Annotated in this window: 16 protein-coding genes; 6 read left to right on the top strand and 10 right to left on the bottom strand. The window is 71.5% G+C overall.

Annotated elements, in window-relative coordinates; translation table 11 throughout:
* Window positions 1-118: 118 nt before the first annotated feature.
* Both TU31_RS25400 and TU31_RS25395 read left to right on the top strand, forming a co-directional pair.
* Window positions 119-1,084, top strand: coding sequence for a LysR family transcriptional regulator (locus TU31_RS25400; protein WP_042158535.1), 966 nt, complete (start codon window positions 119-121; stop codon window positions 1,082-1,084).
* A gap of 337 nt (window positions 1,085-1,421) precedes the next feature.
* The gene (locus TU31_RS25395; protein ID WP_181018656.1) at window positions 1,422-2,819 is read left to right on the top strand and encodes an amino acid permease; all 1,398 of its coding nucleotides are present in this window, start codon (window positions 1,422-1,424) and stop codon (window positions 2,817-2,819) included.
* A 79-nt stretch (window positions 2,820-2,898) separates the two neighbouring features.
* On the opposite strand, the gene TU31_RS25390 is transcribed toward TU31_RS25395, so the two are convergent.
* Complete coding sequence (locus TU31_RS25390; RefSeq protein ID WP_042158532.1) at window positions 2,899-3,813, bottom strand: LysR family transcriptional regulator; 915 nt, start codon at window positions 3,811-3,813, stop codon at window positions 2,899-2,901.
* Between the two features lie 155 nt (window positions 3,814-3,968).
* On the opposite strand from TU31_RS25390, the gene TU31_RS25385 reads away from it, so the two are divergent.
* Together TU31_RS25385 and TU31_RS25380 are read left to right on the top strand one after the other, a co-directional pair.
* The gene (locus TU31_RS25385) at window positions 3,969-6,923 is read left to right on the top strand and encodes an FAD-binding and (Fe-S)-binding domain-containing protein (protein WP_042158530.1); all 2,955 of its coding nucleotides are present in this window, start codon (window positions 3,969-3,971) and stop codon (window positions 6,921-6,923) included.
* Window positions 6,916-8,064: a Glu/Leu/Phe/Val family dehydrogenase gene (locus tag TU31_RS25380; protein WP_042158528.1), complete on the top strand. Its 1,149-nt coding sequence runs from the start codon at window positions 6,916-6,918 to the stop codon at window positions 8,062-8,064. The genes TU31_RS25385 and TU31_RS25380 overlap by 8 nt, the downstream gene beginning before the upstream one ends.
* 27 nt (window positions 8,065-8,091) lie before the next feature.
* On the opposite strand, the gene TU31_RS25375 is transcribed toward TU31_RS25380, so the two are convergent.
* From TU31_RS25375 to TU31_RS25360, 4 genes are all read right to left on the bottom strand, one after another.
* Window positions 8,092-8,394 carry a hypothetical protein gene (locus tag TU31_RS25375; RefSeq protein WP_042158526.1) on the bottom strand — a complete coding sequence of 101 codons (303 nt, stop codon included), beginning with the start codon at window positions 8,392-8,394 and terminating at the stop codon, window positions 8,092-8,094.
* 113 nt (window positions 8,395-8,507) lie between these two features.
* The gene (locus TU31_RS25370) at window positions 8,508-9,410 is read right to left on the bottom strand and encodes an aminoglycoside phosphotransferase family protein (RefSeq protein WP_042158524.1); all 903 of its coding nucleotides are present in this window, start codon (window positions 9,408-9,410) and stop codon (window positions 8,508-8,510) included.
* A 71-nt stretch (window positions 9,411-9,481) separates the two neighbouring features.
* On the bottom strand, window positions 9,482-11,398 hold the full coding sequence (locus TU31_RS25365) for a cellulase family glycosylhydrolase (protein ID WP_042158931.1): 1,917 nt from the start codon (window positions 11,396-11,398) through the stop codon (window positions 9,482-9,484).
* Window positions 11,399-11,603: 205 nt separating this feature from the next.
* Window positions 11,604-12,428, bottom strand: a complete 825-nt coding sequence (locus TU31_RS25360; protein ID WP_042158522.1) for an SDR family oxidoreductase — start codon at window positions 12,426-12,428, stop codon at window positions 11,604-11,606.
* A gap of 247 nt (window positions 12,429-12,675) precedes the next feature.
* On the opposite strand from TU31_RS25360, the gene TU31_RS25355 reads away from it, so the two are divergent.
* Complete coding sequence (locus tag TU31_RS25355) at window positions 12,676-13,440, top strand: hypothetical protein (protein ID WP_042158520.1); 765 nt, start codon at window positions 12,676-12,678, stop codon at window positions 13,438-13,440.
* A gap of 66 nt (window positions 13,441-13,506) precedes the next feature.
* Here the strand turns inward: TU31_RS25355 and TU31_RS25350 are convergent, their stop codons facing one another.
* Together TU31_RS25350 and TU31_RS37070 are read right to left on the bottom strand one after the other, a co-directional pair.
* Entirely contained in the window at window positions 13,507-14,049 is a 543-nt protein-coding gene (locus TU31_RS25350) for a DUF1707 SHOCT-like domain-containing protein (RefSeq protein WP_042158518.1), read from the bottom strand.
* A gap of 75 nt (window positions 14,050-14,124) precedes the next feature.
* Window positions 14,125-14,892 carry an HIT family protein gene (locus tag TU31_RS37070; protein WP_158894643.1) on the bottom strand — a complete coding sequence of 256 codons (768 nt, stop codon included), beginning with the start codon at window positions 14,890-14,892 and terminating at the stop codon, window positions 14,125-14,127.
* A 327-nt stretch (window positions 14,893-15,219) separates the two neighbouring features.
* On the opposite strand from TU31_RS37070, the gene TU31_RS25340 reads away from it, so the two are divergent.
* Window positions 15,220-17,034, top strand: coding sequence for a TIGR03767 family metallophosphoesterase (locus TU31_RS25340; protein ID WP_042158517.1), 1,815 nt, complete (start codon window positions 15,220-15,222; stop codon window positions 17,032-17,034).
* A 69-nt stretch (window positions 17,035-17,103) separates the two neighbouring features.
* Here the strand turns inward: TU31_RS25340 and TU31_RS25335 are convergent, their stop codons facing one another.
* The 3 genes from TU31_RS25335 to TU31_RS25325 all read right to left on the bottom strand — a co-directional run bounded on the left by TU31_RS25335 (window position 17,104) and on the right by TU31_RS25325 (window position 19,963).
* Window positions 17,104-18,060: an ATP-grasp domain-containing protein gene (locus tag TU31_RS25335; protein ID WP_245698699.1), complete on the bottom strand. Its 957-nt coding sequence runs from the start codon at window positions 18,058-18,060 to the stop codon at window positions 17,104-17,106.
* The gene (locus TU31_RS25330) at window positions 18,045-18,302 is read right to left on the bottom strand and encodes a hypothetical protein (RefSeq protein ID WP_042158512.1); all 258 of its coding nucleotides are present in this window, start codon (window positions 18,300-18,302) and stop codon (window positions 18,045-18,047) included. The genes TU31_RS25335 and TU31_RS25330 overlap by 16 nt, the downstream gene beginning before the upstream one ends.
* Before the next feature lie 101 nt (window positions 18,303-18,403).
* A complete protein-coding gene (locus tag TU31_RS25325; RefSeq protein WP_245698698.1) occupies window positions 18,404-19,963 on the bottom strand; it encodes an alpha/beta hydrolase in 1,560 nt (519 codons plus the stop codon).
* Window positions 19,964-20,231 lie beyond the last annotated feature (268 nt).

The raw sequence follows: 20,231 nt of genomic DNA, 5'->3' as shown, positions 1-20,231 counted from the left end.
GACTGGGCTGTCAATGCATGGCGAGGAGTGCTGATCAGCTAGCTGCCCGTCATCGTGCAGCACCCCGACCGTTGACGTCTACGAACAGTTCCTGCGTCTGATCTATTACGATCTCTATATGGACTGGACGAGTGCCCAGCTGCGGTCCCTGGTGGAGTTGACCAGGCGCGGCACGATCACCGCGGCGGCCCAGGCCCTTGGATACACGCCCGGCGGCGTCTCCCAGCAGATCGCCGCGCTGGAGCGAGCCGCGGGCATGGAGCTGCTGCGGCGGGTCGGACGGCGGGTGGAGCTGACCGATGCCGGCCGGACGCTGTCCCGCCACGCGGAGCGGATCCTGTCCACGGAGGCGGAAGCCGTCGAGGCCCTGGAGCGCACCCGGCACGAGATCTCCGGCGTCCTCCAGGTGGGGCTGTTCGCCACGGCGGCCGCCGAGCTGCTGCCGCCGGCGCTCCAGGAGGTCCGGCGGGCCCATCCCGCGCTGACGGTGCAGAGCCGCGATATGGATGTGGACGAGGTGTATGACGCCGTGGCGTCCGGCGCGGTGGACCTGGCGCTCGGTCTGGACTACCCCGATGTGCCGATTCCGCGCGAGCCCGCCCTGCGGGTGCGGCGGCTGTACCGCGAGCGGTTCGCGCTGGCGGTACCGGCCGGATCGATGCCGGGCCGCGAGGTGATCGGCCTGGCGGAGACCCAGGAGCTGGGCTGGATCCTGCCGTCGGCGGACAGCTACTACGGGCGTGCGGTGCGCACCGCCTGCCGGCGGGCGGGTGTCGAACCGCGGGTCCGGCACGAGGTGACCGATACCGCGGCCACGCTGGCGCTCGTCGAGGCGGGGATCGGGGTGAGCACGGTGACGGATCTGATGCTCGGCCTGCGGGCGTCCCGCCTGGACGTGGTGCGGCTGCGGGAGCGGATCGAGCGGCACATCGTGGTGATGTTCCGTTCCTCCGTGGAGCACCGGCCCACGGTGACGGCTCTGGTCGATGTCCTGCGGGCGGTGTCCGGGGAGCGCAACGAGCCCTCCGGACCGGGCCCGTCCCGTGGGTCAGGGACGCCCCACACGCCCGCACAACACCCTTGATTCCGAGGCGGGTTGGCCTGCCCTGCGGAACAAGATGCCGCTTACACGAGAGCCCGGCGCCCTCATCCTGTGACGCAGCTGCGCCAGTTCTCCTTGTGCTCAGCACCGCAAGTTGTCGCCCTGCGGTCTCTTTTGCCAGGGGACCTCGTGAGCGATGGTTTCAGGCCAGTGGTGACCCACGCCACAACGGTGGCCCGTCGTGCTGCCGGTGCCTGACAGGGAGCGATCGATGTCCCCTCATCACACCCCGAAATCCACACTCCCCGCGCTGCTGGGAAGAGGCCCCAAGGGGGTATTCAGGCGAACCCTTCCCCATGAACAGCCCACCGGTGCGCGCATGGTGCGCACGCTGGGCCTGACCCAGCTGACGATGATCGGCATCGGTGCCATCATCGGGGCCGGCATCTTCAGTCTGGCCGCGGCCGTCGCCCGGGATGTCGCCGGTCCGGCCGTCCTGATTTCGTTCCTGGTGGCCGGAGCCGCCTCGCTCTGCGCGGCCTTCGCCTACGCCGAGTTCGCCGGCATGGTGCCAAAGGCCGGCTCGTCCTACACCTACTGTGCCGCGGTGCTCGGTGAGATCGTGGGCTGGATCGTCGGCTGGGATCTGCTCCTGGAGTACACCGCGATCGTCGCCGTCGTGGCGATCGGGATGTCGGGCTATCTGGGCTTCCTCCTGGAGGCCGTCGGTATCCATCTGCCGGCCTGGGCCCTGGGTGCTCCCGGCACCGGGGCCGGGCACCGGATCGACCTGCTGGCGGTGGCGATCTGCCTCGGTGTGGCCTGGCTGCTGACCCGTGGCACCCGCACCTCGGCCCGGGTGGAGACGGTGCTGACCATCGTCAAGATCGCGATCGTGCTGCTGGTGATCGTGGTCGGCTTCACCAAGGTCGACAGCGGCAATCTCCAGCCCTTCGCGCCGTTCGGTCTCGGCGGGGCGTTCACCGGGGCGGCGACGGTCTTCTTCGCCGTCTTCGGCTATGACGCGCTGAGTACGGCCGCGGAGGAATCGCTGGAGGCGCGGCGCAAGCTGCCGAAGGCGATGATGCTGTCGCTGGCGGTCTCCATGGTGCTGTATGTGCTGGTCTGCGTGGTGCTCACCGGTATGCAGCACTACAGCGAGATCAATCCGAAGAGCGGGATCTCCAGCGCGTTCCAGAGCGTGGGGCTGAGCGGACTGGCCAATGTGATCGCGGTCGGCGCGGTCATCGGCATCGTCACCGTGACCTTCTCCTTCATGATGGGCGCCTCCCGGCTGTGGTACGCCCTCAGCCGCGACGGCCTGATGCCCGCCTGGTTCGGCGCCATCCACCCCAAGCGCAAGGTTCCGCACCGTGCCACCTGGCTGATCGGTGGGGTGTCCGCCGTGCTGGCGGGCCTACTGCCCATCAACGCCGTCGCCGAACTCACCAACATCGGCGTGCTGCTGGCGTTCGTGGTGGTGTCCGCCTCCGTGTTGCTGCTGCGCTACAGGAAGCCGCACCTCAAGCGGGGTTTCCGGTGTCCCGGCATGCCGGTGGTGCCCATCCTCGGCATCGTCTTCTCCATCTGGCTGATGTCGTTCCTCCAGTGGGAGACCTGGGTGCGGCTCGGCTGCTGGCTGATCGTCGGCCTGGTCATCTACGCCGCGTACGGCTACCGGCACACCCGCCAGGTCATGCCGGGCGGCTCGGTGGATCTCGACACCCTGGACGACCTGTCCGAATCCGACGAGGCCGAGCCCACACCCGTCCCGTGACGGGCGGTCGGCCACCCCTGCCGGCGCTCCGTCCCTCCCCCCTCCCCGGGAGGGACGGAGCCCGCCTCCGCCCTGACCGTCATGCGTCCTCCGCCGGATGCAGATACGGCTCACCGGACGGCACCGCTTGGCGCAGACAGCTCAGCACGGCGGGGAGCAGCGGATTGCTGTTCTCACCGCGGTGCAGGGCCATCACCTGACGGTGCGCGGAGCGCTGGGTGAGCCGGGTGGCTTCGACCTCGTCACTGGGCAGGTGGCCGAGCGCCGGGACGACCGCCACGCCGAGGCCGGCCGAGACCAGCTCCCGCACCACGGCGTAGTTGTTGCTGCGGAAGGCGACGGCGGCCTCGAAGCCCGCGGCCGCGCACAGCCGGACGAAGGACCGCGCCCCGGCGGTGTCCTCCCGGCTGGTGATCCAGCGGGCCCGGGACAGCTGGGACAGCTGCGCGCTCAGGCCGCTGCCCCGGGGCCTGAGCAGGATGAGGTCCTCCCGCAGCAGATGATGGCGGGTCAGGCCGGCGGGCCACTGACGGGGGCTGAGGCCGTACTCGTAGACGAGCGCGATGTCCAGATCACCCTGGCTGAGCGCGGTGAGGAGCTCGTCGGGTTCGGCCTCCTCCAACTGGATCTGCGCGCGTGGATGGGTCTCGACGAGGGCGGACAGCGCCGAGGGCACCAGCCGGACATCGGCCGTGGGGAAGCTGCCCAGCCGCAGCCGGCCGGTGGCGCCGGTGGCGAGCTCCTGCACCTGGTGGTCGAGATCGTCCATGGCGGCCAGCGCATGGGTGCTGAGATCGACCAGCCGGTGGGCGGCGGCGGTGGGGCGGATACCGTGCGCCTCCCGCTCGAACAGCACCAGCCCGGTCTCCTTCTCCAGGGCGGAGATCTGCTGTGAGATGGCGGAGGCGGTGTAGCCGAGGTCGCGGGCCGCGAGTGCGAACGACTCGCTGCGGACGACGGCCTTCAGCGTGAGCAGATGCAGTGGCTTCAGCAAGGCGGGCTCCCCGGGACGCGGTGGGCGAGCATAAGCATTCATTGCCCTCGAGCGTCAATACTCTCGCCCTGCTGGGCCTTGTCCCTGCCTCCTCGGGCCCACATCGTGGTCTCACCATGCCGAACGTGACCGGTGAGCACAAAGGAGCAAGCACGGTGACCACAACAGCCCAGGGCCCCGGCAGCCTCGACGCGGCAGCCGTGGCCGAGGCCCTCGGCGCGGGGGACTGCGGCGAGGTCGCCGGCGACGCCGGCCGCCGGGCACAGTACGCGTCCGATGCCTCCAACTACCGGCAGATCCCGCTGGCCGTCGTCTTCCCCGGTGAGCGGCGGCACATCCGGAACACGCTGGATGTCTGCCGCCGGCTGGGAGTGCCGGTCACCGCACGCGGTGCGGGCACCAGCACCTCCGGGCAGGCCGTCGGGCCGGGCGTGGTGCTCGACTTCTCCCGGTACTTCCACCGGTTGCTCGCGCTGGACCCCAAGGCCCGGACCGCGACCGTCGAGCCCGGCATCGTGCTGGACGATCTCCAGCGGGCCGCCGCCCCGCACGGTCTGCTGTTCGGTGCCGATCCGTCCACCCACAGCCGCTGCACGCTGGGCGGCATGATCGGCAACAATGCCTGCGGATCACACTCCCTGGCCTGGGGGCGCACCGCGGACAACATCGTGGAACTCGAAGTGATCACCTACCGCGGCACGGTGGTCCGGCTCGGCGAGATGACCGCGGAGGAGATCGACGAGGCCGTCGCGGCGGGCGGCGACCGCGGCGAGCTGATCGCGTCGCTGCACGGTCTCGCCCAGCGCAATCTGGCGGTGCTGCGCACCGGACTGGGGCGGTTCCCGCGGCAGGTGTCGGGCTACGCACTGGAACAGCTGCTGCCCGAGCGGCGTTTCAACCTCGCCCGCGCGCTGGTCGGCAGCGAGGGCACACTGGCCGTCATCCTCTCGGCGACCGTCCGTCTCCTCTCCCCTCCCCCCGCGCGGGCCCTGGTCGTCCTCGGGTTCACGGACGCGTGCGCCGCGGCGGACGCGGTTCCCGCCCTGCTGGCGCATCAGCCGCTGGCGCTGGAAGGGCTCGACCACGCGCTGACCGACATCGTCGCCCGGCCCGCTACCCGGGCCGCCATCGACACCCTGCCGGCCGCACGGGCCTGGCTGTTCGCCGAACTCGGCGGCACCGCGGACGCGTTGCCCCGGCAGGCCGAGGCGCTGGCCGAGACCGCGCGCCAAGCCGCGGGGTGCACCGGCAGCGAAGTCATCACCGACCCCGTGCGCGCCCGCACCCTGTGGCGGATCCGCGAGGACGGCGCGGGGCTGGCCACCCGTATGCCCGACGGGGCCGAGGCCTGGCCCGGATGGGAGGACGCGGCCGTTCCGCCCGGCCAACTGGGCTCCTACCTCCGCAAGTTCACCGAGCTGCTGGATCACCACGGGCTCCAGGGCGCCGTCTACGGGCACTTCGGCGAAGGCTGTCTGCACGTCCGGATCAACTTCGACTTCGGCACCGAGCAGGGCACCGCCGTCTTCCGCGCCTTCGTCACCGACGCCGCCCGGCTGATCGCCGCCCACGGTGGTTCGCTGTCCGGTGAGCACGGCGACGGGCAGGCCCGTTCCGAGCTGCTGCCGCTGATGTACGGCCCCGACGTCATCGCGCTGTTCGAGGAGTTCAAGAGCATCTGGGACCCCGACAACGGCCTCAACCCCGGCATGATCGTCCAGCCGCTGCCGGTCGACGGAAATCTGCGCGTCAGCCCGCACCGCACTCCGCTGCCCCTGACCACCGTCTTCCCCTTCCGCGCCGACGACGGGGACTTCGCCAAGGCCACCCGCCGCTGCGTCGGCGTCGGCAAATGCCGCTCCGCCGACCACCGCGGCGACGTCATGTGCCCCAGCTACCGGGTCACCCGGGACGAGAAGGACTCCACCCGCGGCCGCGCCCGTCTGCTGTACGAGATGACACAGGGCGAAGTGATCACCGACGGCTGGCGCTCCACCGAAGTCCGCGACGCCCTCGATCTGTGTCTGTCCTGCAAGGGGTGCAGCGCCGACTGCCCCGTCGGAGTGGACATGGCCACCTACAAGTCGGAGTTCCTGCACCACCACTACAAGGGACGGCTCCGGCCCGCCTCGCACTACACCATGGGCTGGCTGCCACTGCTGTCACGGCTGGCCGCCCGGGCCCCCGGCCTGGTCAACGCACTCACCGCGTCCCGCCTGGCCCCGGCCGTCAAACGCCTCGGCGGGATCGCTCCACAGCGGGAACTCCCCCGTTTCGCCGGGCAGACCTTCCTGGCCTGGTTCCGCGGCCGGACGCCCCGGGGCGACGGCCGGCGCGGCCCGGTCGTGCTGTGGGTCGACTCCTTCAACAACCACTTCAGCCCCGAGGTCCTCCAGGCCGGGGTGGCCGTACTGGAAGACGCCGGGTTCCGGGTGCGGGTCCCGGACGGCACGCAGTGCTGCGGACTCACCTGGATCACCACCGGACAACTCGGCACGGCCCGCCGCATCGCCCGGCGCACCACCGCCGCGCTGGCCCCCGCCGTCGCCGCCGGCCTCCCCGTCGTCGGACTGGAGCCGAGCTGCACGGCAGCCCTCAAGACCGATCTGCCCGAACTCCTCGACGGCGACGAGGACGCCCGCGCCCTCTCCCACGCCACGCTCACCCTCGCCGAACTCCTCGTCCACCACGCCCCCGACTGGCAGCCCCCGCGGATCGAGGCCCGCTCGATCAGCCAGACCCACTGCCATCAGCACGCCACCTCCGGCTTCAGCGCCGACAGCGCGCTGCTGGACCGTCTGGGCATCGACAACACCGCACTCGATTCCGGCTGCTGCGGCCTGGCCGGCAACTTCGGCTTCGAACGCGGCCACTACGACGTCTCCGTCGCCGCGGGCGAACAGGTCCTGCTCCCCGCGGTGCGCTCGGCCCCGGCGGACACCCGGATCCTGGCCGACGGCTTCAGCTGCCGCACCCAGATCGCCCAGCAGACCTCACGCCGCGGCACCCATCTCGCCCAGCTGATCGCCCAGGCACTGCGCCCGGCCGGCACGACTGCCCGTGCCGGCCTCCCTTCGCTTCCTACCGACAAGGAACACTCCTGTGACTGATGCACTCTCTCTCGTCGACGAGTGGGGCCCGGAGAAAATCGTCGTCGTCTCGCACCGGCGCACCGGCATGAAGGGCGTCCTGGTGATCGACAACACCGCCCGCGGTATCGGCAAGGGCGGAACGAGGATGAGCCCCGGCGTGACCGTGGAGGAGGTCTCCCGGCTGGCCCGTGTCATGACGTGGAAGTGGGCGGCTGTCGACCTCTTCTACGGCGGCGCCAAGGCCGGCATCGTCGCCGACCCGGCGTCCCGCGACAAGGAGGCGGTGCTGCGGGCCTTCGCCCGTGCGCTGTCCAACGAGGTGCCCCGCGAGTATGTGATGGGGCTCGACATGGGCCTGACCGAGAGTGATGCCGCCATCATCCAGGACGAGTTGGGCGACCGCGGTGCCGCCGTCGGCACTCCCGAGCATCTCGGCGGGGTGGCCTACGACAAGCTCGGCGTCACCGGCTACGGGGTGGCCGAGGCGGCCGACGCCGCGGCGCAGCACCAGGGGCTGCCGCTGGCCGGCTCCCGGGTCGCCCTTCAGGGCTTCGGTGCGGTCGGCAGCGCGGCCGCCACACGGTTCGCGGAGCTGGGTGCCACCATCGTGGCGGTGTCCACGGCCCACGGGGTGCGGTACGACCCCAGCGGTCTCGATGTGGGGGCCCTGCTGGCGGCGCGTGACGAGCACGGCGACCACTTCGTCACCCGTCACCCGGCCGGTACCGCGCTCCCCGCAGGCGCCGAACTCACCGTGGACTGCGACATCTTGGTGCCCGCCGCGCTCCAGGACGTGATCCACCGCGGCACCGCGCACGAGATCAAGGCGAAGCTCATCGTGGAGGGCGCGAACCTGCCGACCTCGGCGGAGGCCCGGAGCATTCTCGCCGAGCGCGGTGTCACCGTGCTGCCCGACTTCGTGGCCAACGCCGGCGGTGTGGTCGCGGCCGCCTTCGCGATGGATGCCCGCTACTCCGGGTTCCGGCCCGGCACAGCGAGCATCTTCGAGTCGGTCTCGGCCAGGCTGCGGGCCAACACGGTGACGGTCCTGAACGAGGCCCGGCAGCAGGACATCACCCCGCACGCCGCCGGCCGCCGCCTTGCCGAGGACCGTGTCCGCGCCGCCATGCGCAGCAAGGGCCGTCTCCCGCGCGACTGAGCCCCGCGGCACCGCGGGCGACGGGTATCAGACCGGACACGCCTCATGGGTCTTGACGACGGTGAGCGTGGCATGGCGGCCCTGTAGGGATGCGCCTTCCTCCGGGCTCTGTGAGCAGACCTTCCAGCTCGCCGGCCACAGCACATGGCGGCCGGCGCCGCGGCCGTCCCTGAGCTGGACGGAGGTGTCGAAGTTCAGGGCCCGGTAGGCGGCGACCAGGCCCTGGCCTGCCACCTGTGGCATCCGCTCGGGGCCGTCGGCCTGCGCCGGAGCGGCCGGGACCAGGCAGGACAGGACAAGGAACGAGATGGTGACGATACGTTTCACCACCTGAGAACGATCATTCCGGGCTTCGGTCACCTACGGTTCCACAACCGGCCCCACGCGCCCGGGCGGAGGCCGTGCGGCCGGGCCCGGATGCCACGCCCGACGGTGGTCCGGGGTCAGACGGCGGCCTGTGCGTGCTCGATGCGGACTTCCTCGATGACCTGCCGGGCGATGACCGCCATCACCGGATTGGTCTCGCGGTAGTAGCGGAGTTCGTTGAGCGCGATCGACAGCGCCCAGCCGCGGCCGCGGGCCCAGGTGGCGTCATCGGCCCCCAGGGCCGTACGGAAGGCGCCGCGCGCGTCGGCGGGCAGCAGATACCACGCCACGATCAGATCGACGGCGGGATCGCCGAGCCCGAGGCAGCCGAAGTCGATGACAGCGGCGAGCCGTCCACGGAAGGTCAGCAGATTTCCCGGTTGCAGGTCTGCGTGGATCCAGACGGCCGGGCCGGGCCAGGCGGGCGCCTGGAGGGCCGTCTCCCAGGCGGCGATCGCCGCGCCGGTGTCGACGAGGCCGGGCAGCTCCGCCACCGCGGCGCGGGTCGCCTGGTCCCGGGCCGCCAGGGATTCGCTGCGGTAGGACGGCGGCCCGTCCGCGGGGTCGACCCGGTGCAGCGCGGTGATGAACTCCGCCAGATCCGCCGCGAGCGCGTGGGGCGCGGCCAGGCGGCCGGTAGTCGGTGTCTCCCCGTCGAGCCAGCGGTAGACGGACCACTGCCAGGGGTAGCCCTCGGCGGGCGCGCCCTTGCCCAGCGGTGCGGGTACCGCAACCGGGAGCGAGGGGGCCAGCCGTGGCAGCCAGTGGTGCTCCTTCGCCACGTCAGCGGCGGCCCCCTCGATGCGCGGGAGCCGTACGACCATGTCGTCGCCGAGCCGGAACATGGCGTTGGACGTGCCGGCGGAGTCGACCGTCGTGACGGGCAGGTCAGCCCACCGGGGAAACTGCGCAGCCACCAGCCGGCGCACGAGAGGCACGTCGGTGTCCGTCTCGTCGGTGTGCATCTTACGCGCGCACATGGGCGCCCTCCGCATCGGAACAGTGTCGTGGACAGCGTCCCTTGATACCCCGGCCGGTCCTTCGGGGCGACTCAGTTTTCTCCGGTCAGGGGGCGGCAGAGCAGGGCGTCGGGGCGGCCCAGGTGGCCGATGCGCTGGGTGGAGGCGATGCCTGCCGCATAGGAGCGGGAAGGGCACTGTCCCTTGTAGTGGCCGTGGGCGAAGTCGCCGCCGGGACCGCCGGGCGGACGGTTGTCGCCGCGGTCGAACCAGAGGGTGCTGCCGCCCGTGCCGAGAGCGGTGCGGGCCGGTGTGCACAACGCGGCGGAGACCTTCTCACCCCGCAGGCTGTAGCCGGTGAGGAAGTGGTCGTCGGGACACTGGAGTTTGCTGTAGCCGGGCGCCCAGTCCCCACCGGCGGGGACATAGCGTTCGTCCCGCACCACAGTGGGGGTGCTGCCGGGTGCGTGCAGCGGGCGGGCCGTGGGGGCGTCGGTGCACAGCCCGCGGCCCCGGGTGTGGCTGAGGCCGATGAGCCGTTCGCCGTCGGGGCAGGCCGCCTTGCGGGCCCCGCTGTCCCAGTCGCCCAGCGAGCGGGCGCTCAGGGACTGCACGAAGTCGCGGTGGTCGGTGGTGAGCAGGTGCCAGGCGGGGGCCGGTGGCACCGGTCCCGTCTTTTGTGGCGCGGTCATGAGCCGGTGCCATGCGGCCGCCCGCCAGTCGGCGCCGTCGAGGATTCCGCTGCGGCGCCCGGCGTTGTCGTACCGCAGCATGGCCCAGTTGTCCCCGGCCGGCCGGCCCTGGCCGTCGGTGCTCCAGCCGACGAGCGGCCAGTAGGCGAAGTCCGTATCGGTGTCGGCGAGGTAGTCCGTGAGGTTGCCGAACCAGGTACGGGCGGCCGGGTTTGATTCCTCGGAGCCGACGCCGAATTCGCTGATCCACAGGGGCGCGGTGAAATGTTGACCGCTCTCCGCTGAGACGTAGAACGCCTGGTCGTGCAGTACGGCACGGAGCTGGTCGCGGGTCAGGTCCTGGTAGCGGGGGTCACTGGTCTCCCCCACCCCTGTGGCGCCGCTGTGGTGCGGGCCGGTGTAGCCGTAGAAGTGGGCCGAGTAGACGAGTTTCCCGGAGGTGACGAGGGTGTGCGAGAGCGTACGGACCGGGGCGAGGGTGGGGCGGTCGTGGGGCAGACCGTCCACCGGCACGCCGGTCCAGTTGATGCCCTCGATGACGATGAGGAGACGGGGGTTGGCCTCGGTGAGGATCCGGTCCGCCGCCTCCTGCGCGGCGGCCTGCCAGTCGTGGCCGTCGCCCAGGCCCCAGTTGGGGTCGTCCAGGACGTCCCGGCGCACCTCGTTGTAGAGGTCCGCCCCGACCACGCGGCTGTTGTGCTGGTAGCGGCGGGCCATGAAGACCCAGTCATCGGCCCATTGCCGGGTGGACTGGCGGCTGTTCCACCGCTCATTGCCGTCGAGGCCGCAGCACCATCGGGTGGTGTTGGTGTGGTTGTTGAGGATGACCGCGAAGCCACCCGCGGTCAGCGCCTCGACCACGGCGTCAAAGACGCGCAGGGGAGTTTTGCCGCGCAGTTGCGGGTTGGCCGCGACCGCGGCATCGGGCACGGGGGCCGTGGCATGCAGCATCTCGTTGGAGAACGGCAGCCGGACGCTGTTCAGACCCAGCGCCCGGAAGTCGTCCAGCAGAGCGGCGATCCTTACGCGGTCGAGGCCGAGGGGTATGCCGTGGGAGTTCTGGCCGCCGTGGTGGCCGGCCGGGTCATCGATATCGCCCGAACCGTTCCAGGAGCCTTGCGCCCCGTCCCAGTTGGCGGACTTCAGCCGGAAGCGCCGGCCGTCGGCGTCGACGATGTAGCGGCCCCTGGTGGAGAGCGGAGCGGTCCACGCCTCCACGGCCTTGCCGGCGGCTGACGGTCCGGACGCGGAAGCATCCCGCAGGGCCGGAGCCGCGGCCGCCCCGGGGACGGCGAGCCCCGTCAGTACGAGGCACATCGCCAGGGCACGGCACACGGAACGTAAGAACGGCTGCACGTCATCGCCTGCTTCATCGGGCGTGCTCGCCGGCTTCGTCCGACAAGCGGCCGCTCGGCAGGGGCACCACCGACGGCCGTGGACAAGTTACCGACGGGTGGCCGAGGTGACCATACCCGCGGAGACGGATCGATCCGCGGCTGCCGACGGGCAACGACGGTTCCGCTCACCGCCCTTGGAGGAACTCCCGGGCTCCCCGCAGCCGGGTGCGGACGCGCCCCTGTGTGGCGCTGCTGTCGAGGCGGACGTCGAGGGCCCCGGGCATACGGGTGTCCGCGCGGCGCCCGGCAGCCAGCCGGCCGGCGTCGAGTCCGTCGCGTCGGGCGATGAGAACGCCGAGTTCATGACGGCTGATGGCGTCCGACCCGGCGAGGTGGAAGACCCCGGCCCCGTCGGACACCGCGAGTTCCCACATGGCGGAGGCCAGATCGTCGACATGCACCGGGCAGCGGATGTCGTCGGTGAACAGGACGCCGTCGTGGGTGCCGGCCGCCAGGGCATGGACCAGGCATTCGTGCGCGGAGCCGCCGTGCCCGATGATCAATGAGGTGCGGACGACCGCGGCGGCCGGTGCCAGGAGCCGTACAGCGGTCTCGGCGGCGGCCTTTGCCGCGCCATGCGGGGTGACCGGGTCGGGCAGACAGGTCTCGTCGTAGGGAGTTGGGGAACCGGAGAACACGGCGTCGCTGGAGACCTGGACCAGTCGGCAACCACGTTGCGCCGCGGCCATCGCCACGCGGATCGAGCCGTCGGCGGTGACCGCCCAGTCGCTTCCTCCGCTCGTCGCGTTGATGACCACCTCGGGGTCGGACGCGGCCAGTACCTCATCGATGTGGCCCGGGGCGCGAAGGTCGAGCTGATGCCACGAGACCCCGGGAAGGCTGCTGGGGCGGGAACAGTACGTCGCGGCCGAGCCCCAGCCGGCAGCCGTCGCCTGGCGCACCAGTGCCGTCCCCAGGAACCCGCTGCCACCGATGACCAGAACCTTCATGGCGCCCTACGGTAGGGCAGCGAGGCCGGTCTCCGGCGGCGACCTGGTGAGGGTGGCAATGGGTCGTCTGCGAAGTGCCGGTTTTCAGGCGGCTGGCCCAGTCCCGGGCCGGGCTACCGAGGACCCCGGAGACGCCCACTTAAAGTGACCAGATGATCACGGTACGGATGCCCCGGCGACCGCCCGTCGGCCGTGGGTCTCCCGGCATCCGATTCCGGCACCCGGTCACACGGAGAAAGGGACACGCATGCGCGCTCGCCACCTCGCCACAGCCGCCGCTCTGGCGCTCACCACCGCTCTTCTCGCCGCCACCCCGGCCCCGGCACAGCCCTCGGCCACCACCCCGCCGTCGGGCAGCCGGCCCGCCCCGGCCCGCCCGGCCGGTCACACCGAGGTCCCCGTCGAGGGCGGCTCGGCCCGCTTCGCCACGCCGCCCGCCCTTCTTGCCGCGCTCAAGGCACGCGGTGTGGCGCTCGCGGACGTCGACCGCCGGGGCACCGTCACTCCGCATCACGACTCCGGCGGCATCAGCCTGGCCATCAAGGGCGGTGCGGTCACCAACAGCGGCGGCAAGGCAGGCGGCGAACTGCGGCTCGCCGATGCCGGGATCGCGCTGGTCAACCGCACGGCCAAGAAGACCGTCAAGGTCACCGGCTTCACCGTCGACCTCGGCCAGGGCACCCTCCGCGCCCGGCTGAACCGCGGCCCGAGCATGACCGTGGGCACCTTCACCCGCCCGGCCATCGCCTCCGCCATCGACACCCATGCCGCGGCGTTGCGTATGGACACCGGCATCACGGTCACCGCGGCGGCCGCCGCCAAGCTCAACGCCGCCCTCGGCACCACCGGCTTCACCGGCGGCGGCCCGCTGCTCCACGCCCGTATCGACGCCGCTCTCGACCGGTCCGTCGACCTCGCTACCGCCCTCAACCTCGGCCATCGCCCGGCCTCGACCGACGCAGGCCGCCGCTCGGCCGGGGTCGCGGGCGGAGGGGTGCCGTGGGAGTGGTGATACGGGGGTGCGGGGTCGGCTCGTCGACTCCGTGCGGGATGGACGGACCTGGTGCCGGCGGGGGCCTCAGCGCCGCGCGTGGCGGATCTTCAACCGTCCGAACCCCATGGTTCCGGAGATCCGGATCGTTGGTCCGCCGCTACGGGAGCGCCGCCGGATCTTGTAGAGCGGGTCCTTCCACCCGGCGTGCAGGTCCTCGACCTCGACCATCGCGGCGCGAGGCACCGTGATCTTGGCCCTGCCGGTGCCGAGTTGCAGCTCGATGTCGACCACCGGATGCTCGATCACCGCCCGGGACAGGTCCAGGTGCACCCTTCCGAATGCGGACGCGACCTTGAGCGTGCGAGGTACCCGCCATGCGCCGCCCCGCCGGATCCGTCCACCGGCGGCGGCGATCGTGGCCGTGGTCCCCGCCTTCTCCTCGGGCAGCGAGGTCAGAGCCGCCGCGAGCTCGCTGGGCGTCTTGGCGGTGAGTGCCTGGTGGAGGCGTGCGTCCATCTCCTCGTGCGAGAGGTGCCCTTGGGTGTACGCGTCCTGTAGGCGCTGCACGGCCGTGTCGCGCTCGTCTTCACTGATCCGTGGCGGCAGGTCTTCCGGTAACGGGGTCACCGCTTCACTCTAGTGCGGCGGTGGCGCTACCGAATGCCGCTGGGTCCGTATTGGGCAAGGCATCGGGGGCGGGACTCACTGACGCTGTGGGGTCCAGGGCAGTGGCAGGCCGTCGCTGTGGCGTCGGGGGATCAGGTGGACATGGGCGTGAAAGACGGTCTGAGTCGCCGCGGGGCCGGCTGCGGTGATGATGTTCAGGTCCTCTGCGAGTTCTCCGCCGAGCTCCGCGGCGCGCTGCATCACCGCGGCGGTCACGGCGGGGTCGGTCGTCGCGTCCCGGACATGGCGGCGGGGAATGACCAGGAGGTGTCCGGGTGTGACCGGGCGACGGGGCACGATCGCGAAGGCGTCCGGCCAGTCACGGACGAGTGGGGCGGGGTCCGTGCCGGCGGCCATCCGGCAGAAGGCGCAGGCCTCCAGTTGCTTCGCGGGTTCGCGGTGGATCAAGGGGCGGGCGATGTCGCGGTGTTCGACGTCGGCGGCCGTTCCGCGCTCGGCGAGCCAGTCGGCGACGGCACGGGCGACGGCCGGCGCCCGGTGGCGGCCGTACCAGCAGGCGACGTAGAGGTGCACCGCCTCGTCGGTGCCGGCCCGGTGGAGAGCGAGCAGTTGACGGCCGGTGCGCTCGACGGTCTGCCGGGCGTCCGGGGCGGACAGCACATAGTCGCGGACCTCGGGGTCCAGCCCCGTCAGCACGACCAGCGGCGCGGTGATCGCTGCGTCGGCCGGGTCCCACATCCGGTCCCGGACGTCCAGTACGAGGGCGCCGGTGTCGTGCCGGGGCGGGGCGCCCCAGCGGGCGCCGTAGGACGTGATGCGGATCGGGGCGGGGCTGCTGGACATGGGCTCTCCTGCCGTGGGGAACGGGGACGGTGCGGGACGGGAGACCTGCTCCCGCGTCGCCGTCGGCGTCGGCGGGCGGCAGGTTTCCCTGCGGTTTGCCTTCGACAGATCTACCGGACATCGCGTCGCCATGTGGCGGCTTCGGAGCGGGGCGTCCCGGTCGGCACGGCCGGGCGAGCGGCGGACGATAACCGACAGGCAATGGGTGTACCGCGTTCCGGGTTCGTTCAGCTACCGGTCACGCGCACCGCCCAAGCTCTGGAATGAGACATTCCGATTGGTGACACCGCTGTGGTCGGGCCTCCCCGCCACGGCACGGAGGGCCGCATGGCCGGTATGACCCAGATCCCCACCAACCGTCGTCACTTCCTCCTCACGTCCGGTGCCGCCGTCGCCGGAGCCGGCGCCGCCTGGGCGCTGCCGGGCCAGCGCAGCAGCAGCGCGGCGCCGGGCGCCGGACCCGCGCGGACGCTCCCCCGCACCGCTCCCGCCCGCCCGGCCGTACGCCGCGCGGCACCGTACGGCGCCACCACGCTGGACACCGCGGCGCGCCTCGCCGGCAGCAGCGGCTACCGCCGCCTCACCTCCGGCCCCGGCTGGCCGCTGGTCGTCCGGGGTGAACTCGCCGCCGCGTCGACCGGACGCCAGGACCGGCGCACCCCTCTGGCGTGCTTCATCCAGTTCACCGACCTCCATGTGGTCGACGTCCAGAGCCCGTTGCGCAGCGAGTTCCTGCGCGCCGGGTCACCGGGGTCGTGGCGGGCGCAGGAGGCGCTGTCGGTCGCCGGTTCGGTCTCGCTGGTGGAGCAGGCCAACGCGCTCGGCGGCGGACCGCACACGGGCCGTCCGCCGGCGTTCGTGATGTCCACGGGCGACAACATCGACAACCACTCCATGGTCGAGCTGGAGTGGTTCCTCACCCTCATGAGCGGCGGCCGCATCACCCCCAACACCGGAGACTCGGCGTCCTTCGAAGGCGTACAGAACTCCGGCCTCCCCCTGTACTGGCACCCGGACGACGGTCTGCGCGACCAGGACAAGAAGCGGGGTCTGCCGCGGATACCCGGCTACCTCGAAGCCGCGATGCGCCCGGTCACCAGCCCCGGTCTGCGTATGCCGTGGTACTCGACGCCTGGCAACCACGACGACCTGCCGGGCGGCTGTCTGGCCCCGCAGGACCCGATGCTGACGGAGTACATCACCGGGTCACGCAAGCTGTTCTCCGTACCGGACACCGATGTCGCCGCGTTCAAGAAGGTGCTGGATTCCGGCGACGACCCCAAGAGCACGGTGCTCAAGGACATCCTCGCCCGCAACGCCCGCCGGGCACGGACCGTGACCCCCGACGAGCGCCGGCGGATGGCCACCCCGCACGAGTATCTGCGGGCCCACCTGGACCCAGCCTTCGCGGGCGCGGGACCCGTCGGACACGGCTACACCGACAACCACCTCGACGGCGACCGGATGTACTACTCCTTCCCCGTCGCGGAGGGCGTCGTCGGCATCAGCATCGACACCACCTACCGCAGCGGTCACTACGAGGGGTCGCTGGGAACCGAGCAACTCCAGTGGCTGGAGCGGACGTTGGCCGACCACAGCTCCCGCCATTACGACGCGGACGGAAGGCTGGTGCGCAATGACGGTGCCGATGACGCGCACATCCTGGTGTTCAGCCACCATCACAGCCCGAGCATGACCCGGCGGCCCGACGCGGCGCGCGCGGAGGAGCGGCGGCACGACGGCGAGGAGGTCATCGCCCTGCTGAGCCGATTCCCGAACGTGGTGGCGTGGATCAACGGCCACAGCCATGTCAATCGCATCACGCCGCACGCCCACCCGACGGCCGCCCGCTCCTTCTGGGAGGTCAACACCGCCTCACATCTGGACTATCCGCAGCATGCCCGGGTCATCGAACTCGTCGACAACCACGACGGGACGCTGTCCCTGTTCACCACCCTCATCGAGTCCGCCGCACCGCACCACACGGACTTCGACGACCTGTCGGCCGTCGGACTCGCGTCCCTCTACCGCGAGCTGTCCTACAACGCACCCGGTCTCGCCGGTATGACCGGCGCGGTCCACGAAGAACTGGCGGGCACCCCGGCGGACCGCAACACCGAACTCCTCGTGCGACGGGCCTGATTCGGCGCGGGCCGCGTCAGCCGGGGGTTCCACCGGGGCCCGCCCGTCATCGGTCCGGGCCGGCCCCGCTCAGGCCGCGGAGAGCAAGAAGTCGGCGAAGTGCTCGGTCAGCGGTTCCCCCGTGAGCGGTTCCAGGAACAGGAATTGCCCCTGCGGATTCACCTCAAGCCAGACCGGCTCCCCTTCCGGGGTCAGCTTCAGGTCCACGATGCCCATGCGCAGGCCGAGTTGGTGCAGTACCGTGCCGACGCGCTGTCGGATGTCGTCGGGGACGGGCCACGGGGAGATGGGCACATTGAGGTCGGGGCGCCAGTCGAGCGCGGTCGTCTCGATCAGCGCCGCGTACATCCGGTCGCCGAAGCAATTGAGCCTGATGTGGCGGCTTCCCTCGATGTACTCCTGATACGTCGCAGGGCAGATCTCGAACGACTGCGCCGGAATCAATTCCGGGGCGTCGATCCAGCGTGTGTAGAGGGAAGGCCCGCGGGCGCCGACCACGGGCTTGACGATGGTCCGTCCGACCTGCCGGGTGAAGGCGATGACCTCCTCCCGTGACTGCGAAATCAGGGTCCGTGGCACCCGGAAGCCGGACGCGTGTGCCACGGCCAGTTGATACAGCTTGTCGGCGGCCAGGTCCGTAGCGGCGGGCGGTGAAATCCAGTCGCCGTGAAAGGCTGCCGCGAGAATTCCGCCCAGCGCGCCACGACAGTCGTTGTTGACCAGACTGCGCTCATGGGCGCTGCCCGCCGCCCCGGTGATGTCCTGATCGGCCCTGGCCCGCCGCCACCACAGCAGCGCCGCCTCCTCCGGGGACACCGGCACGCCCTCGGACGTCAGGACGGTCGCGGCACCGGCGCGACCGTCCGCTTCCTCGCGGTGGGAGCGCCAGGAGAGGCTCTGCCGGCCGCTGATGGTGTCGCATTCCACGATATGGAAGGCGTGACCGCGGCTGCGCACCGCGTGCTGGACGGCGAGGGCATGCAGGTCGTCGTGGAAGGAGACGGCCAGGATCATTCCATGTCGCACGCGTCGCTATGGCTTGCCTCGCCGAATTCACAGCCCGATTCGGCGGCCACACCCGCGAGGTTGTCGGCGACGATGTCCAGGCCGGTGGTCAGCCGCACCGCGTTTTCCCACGCCCGGAGTTGCTCGGGGGTCTTCAGCCGCACAAAGCCGCTCGGCTGGACCCGGAGGACGACGGGGGGTGGCGTCCTGACGAACTCTTCCGAGTTCTTGTCCAGCGGATCGCCGAGGTTGAACTCCGACATCGCTCTCACCTTCGGAACACACATGGATGGGCTTTGCCTCTCCTTCCACTGAACCACCGGTGAGTCGCCCCCGCCTCCCGGGCCGCTGTGTGTGCCGTGCGCTATCCGCGTCCCGACGGCGCCGGCAGCGGGCCGGCCGCGCAGGTCACATCGTGCTCCGGAGCGGCTCCGTCGAGGAGATAGGCGTTCACGAGGCCGTCGACGCACGCATTGCCGTTCTGATACTGGCCGTGATCGCCGCCGCCCCGCACGGTGACCAGCCGCGAACCGCGCAGCGCACGGTGTGCCGCAAGCGCGCCCTCGTAGTACGTGGCGGGATCGTGCTCCGAGTTGAGCATCAGCGTGGTCGGCAGCCCCTTGCCGGTGACCCGTACCCGGGGTGCGGCGGGGACCGGCCAGGCCACGCAGGTCGCCGCGTAGGCGAGTTCGCGCGCCCCGGCGAGCGGATGGGCCGCGGTGTCCTCGGCGCTGCGCCGGATCCAGTAGCCGAGGTCACCGCGCCACGGGGTGTCGTTGCAGGTCACCGAGAAGAAGGTGGCGGCGAAACCCGGGGACAGATAGCTCCCGAAGAGCTTTTTGACGAGGGTGCGCTCGGCCGGTGTGGCGGCCGGCCAGTGGTCGAGGGCGCTGAGCGCGGACGCCAGTTGGGGGAACTGCCGCTGTGCGTTGTAGATGTTCTGAAGAGTGGCGTTGTCGAGTTGGTTGGGCCCGATCGTCAGGGAGCCGACGGTCAGCGGGTGGTCGCGCAGGGCGTGGCGGCGCGCCTCCCACCGTGCTTTCGCCTCGGCCGCGGTGCGCCCGTAGTGGTACGTGGCGCCGTGCCGCGCGATCCAGGGCAGGAAGTCCTGCTCGAAGCGGCGCTGGAAGCTTCTCGGCTGGCCTGCTTCGGCGTCCTGCCAGGTGCCGCTGAAGTCCAAGTTGCTGTCCAGTACGGCGCGCTCGACGCGCTGCGGGAACTCCGTCGCGTAGTAGGCGCCGAGCCAGGTCGCGTAGGAGGGCCCGTAATAGGAGATCTTGCGTACGCCGAGCAGGGCACGGAACAGATCCATGTCGCGCACCGCCTGCTCGGTGGTCAGCCAGGGCACCAGATCGCCGCTGCGCCGCAGACAGCCGGCGACGAGCCGCCGGGAGCGGTCGAGGACACCGCGCAGCGCCGCGGGCGATCGGTCACGGAAGTCGTGGGCGTAGAAGTCCTGGAACTCGGCGTCGGTCTGACACCGCGCGGGTGCGCTGCTGCCGACGCCGCGCTGGTCAAAGCCGACCACGTCGTACGCGGCGCCCACGGCGGGCGAGCGTTCGGCGAAGTCCGCGGGCCGGGTCAGCCCCGAGGCCCCCGGGCCGCCCGCCGCCATCATCAGGACGCCGCGCCGCCGGCCGGGGTCGCTCGCGCGGTGCCGGGACACCGCGAGGGTGAGGTCGGCCCCGGTGTCCGGGTGATGCCAGTCGCGCGGCACGGTCATGCGCGCGCACTCCAGCGACGGTTTCCCCGCGCAGGGCTGCCAGTTGAGCTGCTGGTGGGCGTAGCGGGCGGGTACCGGCGGACCGGGCCGGTCCGCCGCGCGGGCAGGCGGCGCCGTGGGCAGCGCCGCCGTCAACAATGCGGCGGCGGCCATTCCCGACAGCGCGGCTTTCGGCCACCGTGGTTTTCTGAACGCGGACATCGATCCTCCCGTCGGCGCGCGGAGTGCGCTGCCACGGCAAGAATCCTCGGCGTCCCGCCGGTCCCCGGTCGATCACCCTGGTGCCCGTTCGCGGGGTGGCACCAGCACCACCACAGCTCGCCCCGCACCGCAGCACTCGCGGTGCGCGCGCCGCCGCCCTCCCCGCTGTCGTAGGCCGTGGGGCTCGGCGCCGACGGCCTCCCGCCCCTGCCGTCATGACCTGGGCGCTGGGGCGTCCGGGGGACCCCGGCCGACGTGCCGCGGTCTC

This window comes from Streptomyces lydicamycinicus, from assembly GCF_000829715.2.
In the GTDB taxonomy this organism is placed as follows: Bacteria; Actinomycetota; Actinomycetes; order Streptomycetales; family Streptomycetaceae; genus Streptomyces; species Streptomyces lydicamycinicus.
The sequence above is the reverse complement of the archived record's forward strand: the minus strand, read 5'-3'. Positions and strand labels throughout refer to the sequence as shown.